A 13,069-nucleotide genomic window follows, 5' to 3' on the forward strand; every position below is an offset into this window, starting at 1 on the left:
ATTTTTTATGTTACAAAGTCATACTTCTACAATAACTTCTCTCTTTCCTCTTTTTTTGATAAACTTTTACAAAATATTTAACCGATGACCTGTTTTCTCTATTCTTTCAGCAGAAATGAAACGATTTTTATCAAAATTTAATTGATACACATCAGGCATATGAAGTGTTTTCCAAAACTCAAGATCATATTTCGAATTAAAATAATTCATGAGTAATACCATAATATTTCCATGCGTACCTATTACAATCTTCTTACCTTCATATTGTTTTAATATATTTTGCATACATATTACAGCACGCCTTTGTGCGACATCATTCGATTCTCCGCCTTCGTATGCAAAACTCCAATCTTCCCACACATTCTGCATAGCATCATTAAAATTTGATACCAGCTCTGTGCTCAATAATCTTTCACGCAAATCTTCTTCTGTTTGTATTGATAATTTATATGTATTCGCAATTCCTTGTACAGTTTGGATTGCTCTTTTGTACGGACTAGAAATAACAACATCAACATGTTTATCTTTTAATAAATGCGTTACATTCTCTGCATCACAGTGCCCTTTTTCAGATAAAGGTCGTTCCCGTTCTTCTTTTGTATATGTAGAATGGGCATGGCGAACGAAATATATTGTTGTCATTTTTCAACCTCCTTTCTTATTTTCAATCTATATTCAATAATATGATTGGAAAATCCTGTATTAAAAAAGAGCGCTTTTCATAATCGCCTTTTGTTTACATAATAAAATTATTTCATTATAATTTATTTCTGAATTCCTCACTTATGACAATATCTCGAATAAAGTAATCCATATTACTTAGAAGTTTTTCAAATGCTTTTTCACTCAAATTGTTCATCATAAAGACAATCTCAATCTTATTCCCTTTTTTATCAGTACCATAGAAACTATTTGTTAATACAAATGCCGTAGAACCACCTTTCTGTCCAGCAAATTCGAACATACCCTCTCCTACGGTTCCTTTAAATATATTCTCAATCTCACCTTGCATTTGTGGTGTAAAATAATTTCTGCTATTTATCTTTTCCAGTAAACTCATGTAATCCTTCGCATTTGCACCTATAAACCGATCTGACCAAATACGCTGAAAGTCCATATCGGCTTTTAACGATATCTCGCGTTTTGTCCATTCTTTCTCGTCTTTCATCCATTCATGTATTTGCCATACATGCTTAACATATTCATCATTAGACATATTACGTAGCTTGTCCAATGCTTTATTTTGAGGAATATGCAGTTCTTTTTCAACATAGCCCCTCATATATAATGCCCCTGTATACGTTGGATAAAATTCATCGTGACTATTTAAGCCTAACTCTTTCAAACTTTCATTTATCCGCGCTGCTCCAAGCTTGTCCAATAAATATGATGCATTCGCATTCGAACTATAATGGATCATTCCTTTCACTACTTCTTCTAAAGAAGTTTGACCACCCTTCACTAACTCTTTAACTTTTACATCATCTATCCATGCAGGGTGTGCACCACCATCAGTATTTTTCACATAGTATTTTTCTAATTCTTTCAATGAAATTTGCTCGTCTTTTCTTATTTTCCCTTCAGCTACTTGCTTAGCATATTCAATTGCTATAACGATTTTCGACATACTTGCTAGCGGTAGTTTTTCTTTTTCATTTATTGATGTCAATGTTTCACCATTTCTTTTAACAATTAAAGAAGTTGTTTTATCATCCTTATGTTCTTTTATGTAATTTAGCACATAATTAGAGTCTTCTTTGGAATTGACATATTCCTTCACTGAAAAGAAAGCTATACAGCCTACTATAGTAATTCCAGCTATAATTCCAACAACTTTTAATCCCCTCATGATACTCCCCCTAAAATAAACATATTATATATTATACTAAATAAATTTCCCTTTTTAAGTAATAATTAGATTATTTATACAAAACACTTCTTTTTTTAAACAACAAAAAAACATGCCTTCATTAGGAAAGCATGTTTTGTGATATTCTTCACATTGTTTAGTTGAAAAATTTTACTTACCATGATGTAACATTAAATCACTAAGTTCTTCTTCAATGTGATTTAATTTCGCAACGCCTTCTTTCCATTTATGAATATAACGTGAAACCCCAACAAAAAACAAAACAATAATTGTGGAAAGAATAATACCATATACGATTGCTACAGTACTCATAGTTACACTTCCTTATAATTAGTAATGTGGTTATTAGTTATATTTTTATTATAAACCTTTTTCTTTCAAAATACTTCAATTTCAACTTTTTGTAACAAAATTGATTTTTCTAACATTTCGTTCGTAAAAATGGCATATTTTTCACAAATTATACAAAACTTCACCATATGTACTATTACCATATGAGTTATATTATTAAATAGAATAAAGGGGATGATTACTATGACGACTTGGTTTATTGTAATGTTAGTTGTATTTGGAGCATTTAAAATTATCGTTTCTAGCCTTCCTAACACTGTTATTGAATCCATTATTAGCAAGTACGAAACACATCCACAACTTGAAGAAGAGAATGTGACTATTACAATTCACGGAAATAACGTAGAAGGCGAACAGAAATCAAAAATTATTCATGATTTTAACGAAGGTTTATTTTTAGATCGCTATTATGCACCACCCCATAATGAAGGCACTCCTTTAATTATCCATGCAAAACGTGGTAAAAAAGATTTCACATTTTATATTTACAGTCATGAAGAGCATGTTGATGTTGTAAAACAATATAAAAAGAAGGTAGTTGCTTATAGTTTACGCTCTAAAAATCTTCAAAATAGTGATATGTTCGTGTCAGCTGATTTAGCTTAATACTCATATATTAGAAAAAGGAATCCACGAAATATGGATTCCTTTTTTCTCATTTACTGAAAAATAAGCTCTGTCTTTAAACTATCTTTCGGTAACAACCAGCCTTTTTTCTCTAAACCCGCCATTAATAATTCCCTTTGTTTTGTCGCAATACTTTCTTCATTTGTTTTAAATGACACTTCTATTACGAAGTCATCTTCTAATTTCCCAGTATTACTTAATGGCCAAATTTCAATATTTGCTTTTATGTTTTCAAACTCTCCTGTATATCGCTTCATTAATACAGGACCGTAAATACGGGAATTCTTTAACATCTCTTCTCCCCAATTTGTATACAACCATTTGTTCATTTTCCCTGGTAATTTTTCTATTAACATGTTTTGAGCAGCTTGTTCATTTGGTAAATCAAGTATCCCATATCCTTTAGCACTGTAGCTTTTCTTATTTGAAATGCTTAATGTTTTCTTCTCAAATCCCCAATCTATTTCCGCCTCATAACTATCCGTATTACTATCGAATCCTTCTTTTTTAGCTACTTCTAGTGCATCTTGAATTACACCATTTTGAATAGGATATCTTTTTTTATATGTTAGTTCAAAATCTTTACTAAATTCTTTCTTTCGAATTCTAGCAAACCAACCTTCATCATTTAAACTTTTATTCGCAGTATCTAAAAATTGCACTTGTATTCTTTCATATTTTGTACCAGCCTGGAAATGTTCTAGCACCTCTTGCTTCATCTCTTTGTTATAACCTAATACTTGTTCTGGCTTTAATAATAACTTCACTTCAAAACTAGGTTTCATTGGACTAGCAGTAAACCCTTCCTTAACGTTATAAAGGAAACAACAAAAGAAAATGCTTACGAATACAAATACTTTTTTCATATACCTATCCCCTTTGTATTTTAAATGACTTCTATACGTTCCATTGCAAGTGAATATACATTTTCATATCCTGCTGTACTTAGCTTTTGTTGTAATCGATCTGTATCCTCTTTCAAAGCGTGTACTAGCACCGTATGTTCTGGTAATAATGTATTTAACATCTCTTTAACGTCTCTTATACTTTGGTGAACTTTATACGGAACTCGCTTCACCCTACATGTACTCCTTACAGGTTCTTTCATAACTCTTTCTGCAAAACTCCCTTTCGCAATATGCCCAGTAAAAATAACGGAATTACGTTTTTCATTCCGAAGCTGTTCATAGCATAACTGTGCTCGTTTCGTTTGCATATTCGCATCACTCATTACAACTATTCCGTAACTATTTTGCATACTAATGTCATTATCCATCACTATTATGTTTCTTTTTAAACTCTCCATAATCCATTTAAATTCTTCATTATTTTTTATCCAATCTTTATATACGAACATCTCTTCAAATCCAGCCAAAATTTCTTTATCTACTATAAGCGGAAATTCTTTATATCGTTCATATAAATACAATACTATATCTTGCGCCCTACCAAGTTGTGGCAGCGGTAATAATGCTATTCCTTTATTTTGCATAACTCGTTCAATTTCTGCACATAGTTCGTTTACACGTTCATTTTGCGAAACATCATCTGTGTGATAAGCGGCATCCACAATTGCGACTTTTATATTGTGGCCCAATTTCTCAGGTAAATTAGCTCGTAGTATATTAGACTCTGCTGAATAGTCGCCTGAATAAAATACGTATGTATTATACATATCAACTAAAAACCAAACAGCTCCCAATACATGCCCACTATATCCCCATTGAAACCGCAATGTAGGAGTAATTTGTACCCATTCATTTGGATTGCTAATCTCATCAATACATACATAATTTAAATCTTTTATGTGTTGGTCGCTATAAGGTAAATCCCACCCTTGCATCACATTATAGTTTCTCCATTTTTCATAATATAACGGCAGTTGCTCCTTCGTATAACGAGTCGTCCAAATTTTTTTCTTATAGCCATACTTCGCTAATAAAGGTAAACCCATCGTATGATCTTCATGAATATGTGATAAAAATACCGCATCTAGAAATGGAACAGCTTCTCTCTCTATTTTTGGATAACTATCCTCATAAGATCGATTAATACCACAATCAAATACTATTTTCGTCTCTTTATTTTTTACAAAATAGCAGGAGCGACCGTACTCTCCAGCTCCTCCCCATACTTCTACCCTCATCATGCTACCCCTTTTCGTTTTTGCTCCATATGTTGCAGCAGTAATAAGCACATTGTTGTAAGTCCAACAGAAACAACGGCCATCGCCATGCCTATAGATACTTCACCCTGTTCAAATTGAGCAAAAATAAACGTTGCTGACGTTTCTACTGATGGAGGTAATACGAGAAGCGATGCTACTAACTCTCTTATCGAAATTGTAAATGTCATCGCCCATCCAGCAAGAATGCCTGGGATAATAAGAGGCATTATTATTTTTCTAAAAATATAAATATAATTTCCAGAAAAAACACTTCCTGCCTGCATGAGAGAATCATCAATTTGTCCGAGTGATGATTTTACATATTGCACCGTGTAAGGTAAAAACAGAACAACATACGTTACGATAACCATGATTGGTGTATTGTAAATTGACATAGGCATATATGGTGAATTCCAAAATAGAATAAGACCTACAACCATAACGATTCCTGGTACCATATTCGGTAACATACCGCACATATCAAGCCATTTTTCAGAGGTTTTTTTCCCCTTTCGAATCATAAGTGCCAAAAAGACTCCAATCATTACCGCGATAATCGCTGTTACGAGTGAAAAAAGAAAACTATTCCATAAAGCCTCTAATCCCGGAGATCCTATTGTAAACAATGCCTCATAATGGCTTGTTGTAAAGTTATTTACATGTAAACCGCCGCCTCTTAATTTTGACAAAGAAGCAATAAGTATAGAAAAGTATGGAATTCCAATTGATACTATTAATAAACCAATTACATACATCCATGCTACAACGCGCGTAAATATAGACAAAGTATATCTTTTAGATTTCACACCTTTTCCACTAACCATTGCATATGAATACTTTCGATTCAATACATTTTGCATATACCAAATAAGCATACAAGCACTAAGTAATAAAGAAGATAATGCTGTTGCACTACTAAAATCAATTGGCCAACTCGAAATAAATTTATGGATTTCTGATGTTAACACGTGGAATCCTATTCTACGTCCGAATGTAGCCGGTGTTCCAAATTCAGCAATCGTCTTTACGAAAATGAGTAAAGCACCCATTACATAACTTGATACTAATAACGGCAATATTATTTTTCTTAAACGATAGAAAAAACTTCCGCCATGAACTGCTGCAGCTTCTTCTTTACTACTCCCAATCTGAAGTAACGTGTTTTTCAGCATGAAATAAAGGAATGGGAATAAATGCAGACTCATAATTAAGACCATACCTCCTAAACTAAAAAACGATGATGAAACTGTCTTTAGCATCGGAAAAAATTGTTCAAAATAGCCGTTAGGTTGCATGAACAAAATCCAGCCCATTGATCCAATATACGGCGGTGTCATAAATGGAATCATAAAAACAATATCTAACTTACTATACTTTCCTACATCTGTTTTGCTCATAATAAACGCCAATGGAAATGCAAATATTGTAGCTCCTATTACAACGAGTACACCTAGAAGCAGCGAATTCAGAAAAATCCCAGCTAATCCACCACTCTGCATCACTTCAAAAGGCTTTAAAAAGTTCCAACTGCTATTTTCATATATACTAGAAAACAAAATAAGAAAAAGGGGAATGACGATTAACATCGCCACAAGCAATAACGCTACCGTCATTCCAACTTGTCTTACTGATACGAATCGATTTACCATGGAATCACCATCTTATTGAAATACTTTCTTAAATTGTTTTCCTATTTCATCTTGCTCTTTCTCAACTGTTTTCCAATCAATATTTAATACTGGAATCTCTTCTACATTTGGTCTATTTTCAGCTTTTATATCTGTTCTACCAGGCAATAAATACGCTTTAGAAACTTGTTTTTGTACATCATCGGATAATAAATAATCAATAAACTCTTTTGCGCCTTCTACATTTTTACTATCCTTCATAATCCCCGCTGCGCGTGGACTAATAACTGTTCCGCTTTTTGGATATACGATATCAACAGGTTCACCCTTTGCTTTTGCGCTGTACGTCATATAATCAACACCCGCAATTACCATATCTTTCGCACCTGTTACAACTGGGTCTAACGCTTCCTGATTTGCTCCTGCTACTGTAACTTCATTTTTCTTAAGTTGTTCAAATAAATTCCATCCATCTTTTCCATTCTTTTTCACATATCCAGTTACAAAGTCTAAAGCTGAACCTGAAAGTGCTGGATCTGGAAGATTCACTTTTCCTTTCCATTCCCCTTTCGTTATATCGCTCCAATCTTCAGGCGCTGTCTTCACATTTTTTGTATTGTACACAATCCCTAATGCTGAAGCACTATACCCGAAATAATGTCCTTTATCATCTGACCATTCAGAACGCAGCTTATCAGCTTGTTTCGCTTCTTTATAAGCTAACGTTTGACCCTCTTTCTTTAATCCTTCCATCGCTGGTAATGATGCAAGTACGACTACATCAACGACTGGATTTTTCTTTTCAGCTTCCATTCTCGCTAAAATTTTACCAGTTGTCCCTTGAAACATTTCCACCTTTATACCAGTTTTCTTTTCAAAGTCTTTTTGAATTTTTTCTGCTAACCCTTTTGGCCCTGCACTATATACAACAATTTTCTTTTCAGTCGTATTTTTACTTTTTGCATCTGCATTGCCTGTCTTTGAACTACACCCTGTTACTACAGCCGAAAATAATAAAGTACATACAAATAAAGACTTAAGCGAACTGAATTTCTTCATATGATTCTCCCCCTATATGATGAATACATTTTTTTGGCACATATAACGATACTGGTTTACCGATGCTTAATTTACTATTGTGATAAGCTGTCCATATTCCGAGTGCCCCCATGTTTACTTTTATTTCATACCGTTCTCCTACATATGTAACGTGCTTAATTTCACCTGTATACATTTCGCACACTTCATTTTTCGTCCAGCTCACATGCTCTGGACGAACCATTTTTTTACCCTCTACAAGCCAATTCGCCTTACCAACAAATTTGGCAACAAATTCATGAGACGGTTTCACATAAATATCTTCCGGTGTTCCTTTTTGTAATACTTCTCCTTGTTTCATGACAATAATTTGGTCTGACATTGACATTGCTTCTGTTTGGTCGTGAGTGACATACAGTGCAGTTAAACCAATGGAATGAACGATATCCATAAGCTCTATTCTCATTTCTTCTCGCAAAATTGCATCGAGTGCACTTAGCGGTTCATCAAACAAAATAAAATGAGGTTTTGTTACAATTGCTCTAGCGAATGCGACACGTTGTTGCTGTCCACCAGAAAGTTCGTGTGGATACCTTTTCTCCATACCTTGCAGGCGAACTCGCTTTATCGCATCTTCTACTTTTTCTCGCAATTGATTCGTTTGCTTTGTAGCTCTTAAACCAAATGCAACATTTCCAAAAACAGTCATGTGCGGCCATAAAGCAAAATCTTGAAATACCATACCGATATTCCGTTCATGAGGAGATGTCTTTATCTTTTTTGCAGCAGAATACATGCACTGGTCTCCAAAATATATTTCTCCCTTATCCGGTTCTTCAAGCCCTGCTATCATTCTAAGTAAAGTCGTTTTCCCACACCCCGAAGGTCCTAAAAGTGTAGTAAATTCCCCTTGTTTCATTACAATCTGCAACGGCTTTAACGCCTGTATTTTTCCAAATGTCTTTTCTAATCCACTAATTGTAATATCCATTGCTTCACCTCTCTCACCTCATTCTTAACCTGCTTTCATTCTATATGGAAGATTTATACTGAATGTTAATGTACTGTAAAGATTAAATTAAAAAACTTCTAATAAACTATTTATTTCTATAGATTTTTTCTATAGTTAAAATAAAAAAGGCGGCAATTCATAATGAATCTCTTAAAATTAGAAATTGTAGTACTTATTAAGAAATACAAAAAGCTTATAATCGTTGCAGAAAAACTTGGCGTTAAACAACCAACTATTACATTTCATATAAAAAGCTTAGAAGAAGAACTCGGTGTATCTCTATTCGAATTACGTTCTGGAAGGTATTTCTTAACAGAGGCTGGTGAGGCTTTGCACCATTATGCTTGTAAAATAGATGCACTTATGAAAGAAGCCAGACGTGTCACGCAAGAGTTTAAAGATTTTCATAAAGGTGCTATAACAATCGGCGCTAGTTATGTACCAGCGACTTATCTTTTACCAGAAGTCGTTCATCAATTTCAATGTGAATTTCCCAATATAAAAATAACGCTACTAGTGAAAACAGCCCCTGAAATTCGAATGATGCTACAAAATCACGAAATCGATCTTGGGATAATTTCCGCTGCTCCATTTGATGAACCACTTTTAAAACAAACGAATATAATGCCCGATACACTTGTTCTTGCCTTTTCCAAAGAACATCATTTTTCAAAGAAAGACAATGTATCGTTACAAAATATCGAAAAGGAACGCATACTATTGCATCGTAATCCATCTACAACGAGAGATTTACTTACACAATGGACGTTGGCGCACAACATTACATTCCAATCTGAAATTGAATTAGACTCATTAGAAACGATGAAACAAATTTTAAAATATGGTAATGGAATTGCCTTTATTTCTAAACTTGCTATCGAGCAAGAAATACAACGAAATGAGCTATGCTATATACCAATCCCTGAATTTGAATTTCAGCGTAACATTTATACGATTCATCATGAGGACAGATGGAATTCTAAAATCATTTCTTTTTTACTACAGAGCATCACTTCATTTGCAACAAAAAATTAAAAGGCTGTCGTTATGCACGACAGCCTTTCAAACTATAAATCTATTTATTTTTCTTTGCCTCAATTTTTGCTTGCGCCTCTTCAGCCTTATCTAATGCTTCTGATACTTTCTTCTCTTTTTCTTTCACTTCATCTATACTATCGACAGCTTTAATAATTTTATCGATTCCTTCTTCTTCTACTTTTCTACGCTTTGCCACTCTTTCATTTACTTTCTCTTCCACATCTTTTGCTTTTTGAAGCATATTCTCTGCATTTGATGTTACAGCTTTTTCAAGTTCAGCATCTTTTTTCTTTTGTAACACTTCATTTGCAATGTCTTTCGCTTCTAAATACTTACCATCTTTTAATGCTGTTGCTCCGTGATCCATTTTCTCAGCAACTTCTTTATATGATTTCGCTTCATTTCCTGATTTCTCTTTTTCTGCTTTTTCGAACCACATTGTTGCATCACTATACTTTTCATCTTTCAATGATTGCATACCTGTTTCAATATATGTGTCATAATTGCTACATCCAGCCATTACGACTAATAGAAAAAGCATAACAAAACTTAATTTTTTCATGCTGTTGTCTCCTTTTCTTTGCAAGCTCACTTTACTTTAACATACATGAAAAAGAGTTTCAAAAACTAAAATACTAATTTAGTCATTTTTATAATGATAAGTCAAATTTTTATTATTTTCTTATTTTTAAGCGGACACATCTACTTGTTTTTTCGCCATATGTTGCTTTACTCCAACTAATACAACTAACAATAACCCTCCGCCTATTGTCATCATAACAATGCTAGTTGGCAACATATCTAATAGTAGTCCATATACAATCATACCAAGTGGTGCGATTGCAGTCGCAATTGTTTCAAGTAGGCCAAACACACGCCCTAGGTAGCTCGGATCTGTCGTTTTTTGCATATGTACTTGCATTGGAATGTTTACAATCATAATTGCTATACCAGTTAACATCATAAAAGCAATATAGTAAATAAAACTTGCTACTTTTGGAATGATAACTAACAACGGAAAGACTGTACATAAACTTAAACCTGCAAACAAAAACAGTCCAGTATAAATAGAACGAAACGGATTATTCACTTCTTTACGCACTGATAAAGCAATCGCTCCCATTAGCATCCCGACTGCTAACATTCCCTCTACAGTACCGAGTTGCTTTGAAGATAAATGCAATGTATGGACGATAATGTACGGAAGTGCAACTGTTAGACCACACGCAAAAAAGTTTACCCACAATGCTATTTTCATTAAACCATATATTTCACGTTGTCTTTTTACATATAAAAAACCTTCTTTTATACTCGTCAAGAAATGCTCTGTACTTTCAGCCACTTCTTTTTTATATAAATCAAATACGATAAATAATTGCAAAATAACCGCTAAAAAGAACGTAATGCTATTCAATAGGAAAAACGATTTAATTGAAAAGAAACCATATACAACTCCGCCAATAATCGGTCCTAAAATATTTGATAAAGAAGCCGCCGTTTGATTTAAAGCACTCGCTTTTTGAATACGTCCTTCATCTACTAAACTCGGAATAGACGAAGTTAATGCAACAGAATAAAAACTTGCACAAATTGATAATAATGCTGCTGAAATATAAATAAAAAGAAGTGATGGCCCAAATATAGTAGCAAGAATAAACATACTAAGCATCGTTAAACTACTTAATAAATCAGTACCAATGACAAGCCATTTTCGATTCACACGGTCTGCTACAGCACCAGCAATTGGGCCACAGATCATCCTTGGAAGTGATCCGCAAACGAGCGTAATTGCAAAACCCATCCCTGAACCAGTAGTCTTTAATACATATAACCCCATTGCGAACGTATAAATACCTGCGCCTAATAAAGACGTCATTTTTCCAATCATCATTAAAATGATATTTCTAGTTGCAATCTTCATTCTTGAATCATGTTTTCCTATACTTATATCTCCCATTTTTGACTCTCTCCCCTTAAAAGTTAAATTGTGTTAAACTTATTATATAATCAACTTTCCAATTTTCACAACAAAAAGTTAAATACAATTAAACTTTTTAAATATAAAGGAGCAATAATATGGCAACTCTCGGTGAAAAAATTAAAGCATTACGAAAAGATAAAAAGCTTACGCAAACAGCACTGGCAGGTTCGGAACTGACAAAAAGTATGCTTAGTCAAATTGAAAATGGAAAAGCTACACCTTCTATGAAAACATTACAATATATTGCGGAAAAACTTGAATGTGAAACGAGCTTTTTATTAGAAGAAGATGATATAGAAATGGCAGAACTCATTACAAAAATGGAGCAACTCATAAAGAAAAATAAATGTGATGAAGTATATGAAGCTCTACTACCGATTGTTCAAAAAGAACTACCTTCTACTTTAAATACAGCTCGTTTATACAAACAATTTATAACTGCTGCGGCGATTATGAAAGATTACAGCATTGAATCTTACGTAGAAAAAGCTGTTTCTATTTTTGAAAAATATAAGTTATACCGCGACAGTACAGAAACAAAATTAAAATTATCTTTTGCGATATTCACACGTAAAGAATATGCTGAATGTTTACAACTTATAGCTAGTATTAGAAATGATTATGAAGAGAAACATTTAGAAATGGATCTCATTATACATATCGAGTTATGTTTATATGAAGCCATCATTTTACTAGCATGTGGCGATTATGAAAAATGTGAAAAAACGATATTAGAGGCACTCGCGTTTTCAAAAAAGCATCAAGTGTATTTTAAAACAGACGAATTTTACCGTATTTTATCTTACCAAAAAGTCATTACAGCTGATAAAGAACAATATTTATATTACATAAAAAAATCTGAGCAATTTGCCATCTTTACAGAAGATACTTTATCCGCTGCGATTGTTGATCTTTTAAAGGCTTACTACTACAACACAATTACGAATGAATATACAATTGCATTAGAACATCTAGAACAATTTCGAGAAAAACTAAAAGATGAACCAATTTTTCAAGACGACGGATTGTATTATCTTGAAAAAGGAAAAGCTTTATACGGATTAAAACGTTACGAGGAAGCTTTACAAGCATTGCAACGTGGTATTATACCGGATTATATGAACCATCCACTTGATCAAGCGTGGCTTACAACAGCAGGTGCATATCGTGCACTTTGTTACGTCAGACTAAATGATAAAACAAGAGCTCTTGAAGAAGCAACAAAAGCAAATCAAATTATACAATCTTATCCGGATTCTATTTTCTCTGCATTTATTAAAGAAACATTACAAATAATACAAAAACTTTAAGAACGTCTCAAAATGGTATATTATTCCTCTATTTTTGCAAAGATAAT

Annotated in this window: 14 protein-coding genes; 3 read left to right on the forward strand and 11 right to left on the reverse strand. The window is 33.3% G+C overall.

Annotated features, from left to right (window positions below):
* Positions 1-66: 66 nt before the first annotated feature.
* The 4 genes from ACS2FK_RS16345 to ACS2FK_RS16360 form a co-directional block, all read right to left on the reverse strand.
* On the reverse strand, positions 67-642 hold the full coding sequence (locus ACS2FK_RS16345) for a histidine phosphatase family protein (protein WP_063546990.1): 576 nt from the start codon (positions 640-642) through the stop codon (positions 67-69).
* A gap of 115 nt (positions 643-757) precedes the next feature.
* Positions 758-1,849, reverse strand: a complete 1,092-nt coding sequence (locus ACS2FK_RS16350) for a serine hydrolase (RefSeq protein WP_063546989.1) — start codon at positions 1,847-1,849, stop codon at positions 758-760.
* A 171-nt stretch (positions 1,850-2,020) separates the two neighbouring features.
* Complete coding sequence (locus ACS2FK_RS16355; RefSeq protein ID WP_000108701.1) at positions 2,021-2,182, reverse strand: hypothetical protein; 162 nt, start codon at positions 2,180-2,182, stop codon at positions 2,021-2,023.
* Between the two features lie 65 nt (positions 2,183-2,247).
* Positions 2,248-2,364 carry a hypothetical protein gene (locus ACS2FK_RS16360; RefSeq protein ID WP_001987133.1) on the reverse strand — a complete coding sequence of 39 codons (117 nt, stop codon included), beginning with the start codon at positions 2,362-2,364 and terminating at the stop codon, positions 2,248-2,250.
* A 40-nt stretch (positions 2,365-2,404) separates the two neighbouring features.
* Between ACS2FK_RS16360 and ACS2FK_RS16365 the strand changes: the two genes are divergently transcribed.
* Positions 2,405-2,827, forward strand: coding sequence for a YfmQ family protein (locus tag ACS2FK_RS16365; protein WP_063546988.1), 423 nt, complete (start codon positions 2,405-2,407; stop codon positions 2,825-2,827).
* Positions 2,828-2,880: 53 nt separating this feature from the next.
* Here ACS2FK_RS16365 and ACS2FK_RS16370 read toward each other — a convergent pair whose 3' ends face one another.
* From ACS2FK_RS16370 to ACS2FK_RS16390, 5 genes are read right to left on the reverse strand one after another with little or no spacing between them, the layout of a single operon-like run.
* Positions 2,881-3,714 (reverse strand): hypothetical protein, encoded by an 834-nt coding sequence (locus ACS2FK_RS16370; RefSeq protein WP_063546987.1) that lies wholly within the window; start codon positions 3,712-3,714, stop codon positions 2,881-2,883.
* A gap of 20 nt (positions 3,715-3,734) precedes the next feature.
* A complete protein-coding gene (locus ACS2FK_RS16375; protein ID WP_063546986.1) occupies positions 3,735-4,997 on the reverse strand; it encodes an MBL fold metallo-hydrolase in 1,263 nt (420 codons plus the stop codon).
* Complete coding sequence (locus ACS2FK_RS16380) at positions 4,994-6,664, reverse strand: ABC transporter permease (RefSeq protein ID WP_000248146.1); 1,671 nt, start codon at positions 6,662-6,664, stop codon at positions 4,994-4,996. The genes ACS2FK_RS16375 and ACS2FK_RS16380 overlap by 4 nt, the downstream gene beginning before the upstream one ends.
* Positions 6,665-6,676: 12 nt before the next feature.
* On the reverse strand, positions 6,677-7,702 hold the full coding sequence (locus tag ACS2FK_RS16385) for an ABC transporter substrate-binding protein (RefSeq protein WP_000714686.1): 1,026 nt from the start codon (positions 7,700-7,702) through the stop codon (positions 6,677-6,679).
* The gene (locus ACS2FK_RS16390) at positions 7,680-8,672 is read right to left on the reverse strand and encodes an ABC transporter ATP-binding protein (protein ID WP_063546985.1); all 993 of its coding nucleotides are present in this window, start codon (positions 8,670-8,672) and stop codon (positions 7,680-7,682) included. Before ACS2FK_RS16390 ends, ACS2FK_RS16385 begins: the two co-directional genes overlap by 23 nt.
* A 162-nt stretch (positions 8,673-8,834) precedes the next feature.
* Here ACS2FK_RS16390 and ACS2FK_RS16395 point away from each other — a divergent pair, with 162 nt between their 5' ends.
* Positions 8,835-9,728 carry a LysR family transcriptional regulator gene (locus tag ACS2FK_RS16395; RefSeq protein ID WP_063546984.1) on the forward strand — a complete coding sequence of 298 codons (894 nt, stop codon included), beginning with the start codon at positions 8,835-8,837 and terminating at the stop codon, positions 9,726-9,728.
* A 40-nt stretch (positions 9,729-9,768) separates the two neighbouring features.
* On the opposite strand, the gene ACS2FK_RS16400 is transcribed toward ACS2FK_RS16395, so the two are convergent.
* Both ACS2FK_RS16400 and ACS2FK_RS16405 read right to left on the reverse strand, forming a co-directional pair.
* Positions 9,769-10,293, reverse strand: coding sequence for a DUF4398 domain-containing protein (locus ACS2FK_RS16400; protein WP_000736436.1), 525 nt, complete (start codon positions 10,291-10,293; stop codon positions 9,769-9,771).
* A 126-nt stretch (positions 10,294-10,419) separates the two neighbouring features.
* A complete protein-coding gene (locus tag ACS2FK_RS16405) occupies positions 10,420-11,688 on the reverse strand; it encodes an MFS transporter (RefSeq protein WP_023521619.1) in 1,269 nt (422 codons plus the stop codon).
* Positions 11,689-11,807: 119 nt separating this feature from the next.
* On the opposite strand from ACS2FK_RS16405, the gene ACS2FK_RS16410 reads away from it, so the two are divergent.
* Complete coding sequence (locus ACS2FK_RS16410; protein ID WP_063546983.1) at positions 11,808-13,022, forward strand: helix-turn-helix domain-containing protein; 1,215 nt, start codon at positions 11,808-11,810, stop codon at positions 13,020-13,022.
* Positions 13,023-13,069: the final 47 nt, after the last annotated feature.

Source organism: Bacillus cereus group sp. BceL220 (assembly GCF_051776965.1).
GTDB lineage: Bacteria > Bacillota > Bacilli > Bacillales > Bacillaceae_G > Bacillus_A > Bacillus_A cereus.

What these genes read in the sequence shown, in the direction of transcription:
- ACS2FK_RS16375 (WP_063546986.1), bottom strand. Translation starts at nt 4,997, where the DNA reads ATGATGAGGGTAGAAGTATGGGGAGGAGCTGGAGAGTACGGTCGCTCC.
- ACS2FK_RS16380 (WP_000248146.1), bottom strand. Translation starts at nt 6,664, where the DNA reads ATGGTAAATCGATTCGTATCAGTAAGACAAGTTGGAATGACGGTAGCG.
- ACS2FK_RS16360 (WP_001987133.1), bottom strand. Translation starts at nt 2,364, where the DNA reads ATGGTAATAGTACATATGGTGAAGTTTTGTATAATTTGTGAAAAATAT.
- ACS2FK_RS16395 (WP_063546984.1), top strand. Translation starts at nt 8,835, where the DNA reads ATGAATCTCTTAAAATTAGAAATTGTAGTACTTATTAAGAAATACAAA.
- ACS2FK_RS16400 (WP_000736436.1), bottom strand. Translation starts at nt 10,293, where the DNA reads ATGAAAAAATTAAGTTTTGTTATGCTTTTTCTATTAGTCGTAATGGCT.
- ACS2FK_RS16355 (WP_000108701.1), bottom strand. Translation starts at nt 2,182, where the DNA reads ATGAGTACTGTAGCAATCGTATATGGTATTATTCTTTCCACAATTATT.
- ACS2FK_RS16350 (WP_063546989.1), bottom strand. Translation starts at nt 1,849, where the DNA reads ATGAGGGGATTAAAAGTTGTTGGAATTATAGCTGGAATTACTATAGTA.
- ACS2FK_RS16370 (WP_063546987.1), bottom strand. Translation starts at nt 3,714, where the DNA reads ATGAAAAAAGTATTTGTATTCGTAAGCATTTTCTTTTGTTGTTTCCTT.
- ACS2FK_RS16345 (WP_063546990.1), bottom strand. Translation starts at nt 642, where the DNA reads ATGACAACAATATATTTCGTTCGCCATGCCCATTCTACATATACAAAA.
- ACS2FK_RS16410 (WP_063546983.1), top strand. Translation starts at nt 11,808, where the DNA reads ATGGCAACTCTCGGTGAAAAAATTAAAGCATTACGAAAAGATAAAAAG.
- ACS2FK_RS16405 (WP_023521619.1), bottom strand. Translation starts at nt 11,688, where the DNA reads ATGGGAGATATAAGTATAGGAAAACATGATTCAAGAATGAAGATTGCA.
- ACS2FK_RS16390 (WP_063546985.1), bottom strand. Translation starts at nt 8,672, where the DNA reads ATGGATATTACAATTAGTGGATTAGAAAAGACATTTGGAAAAATACAG.
- ACS2FK_RS16385 (WP_000714686.1), bottom strand. Translation starts at nt 7,702, where the DNA reads ATGAAGAAATTCAGTTCGCTTAAGTCTTTATTTGTATGTACTTTATTA.
- ACS2FK_RS16365 (WP_063546988.1), top strand. Translation starts at nt 2,405, where the DNA reads ATGACGACTTGGTTTATTGTAATGTTAGTTGTATTTGGAGCATTTAAA.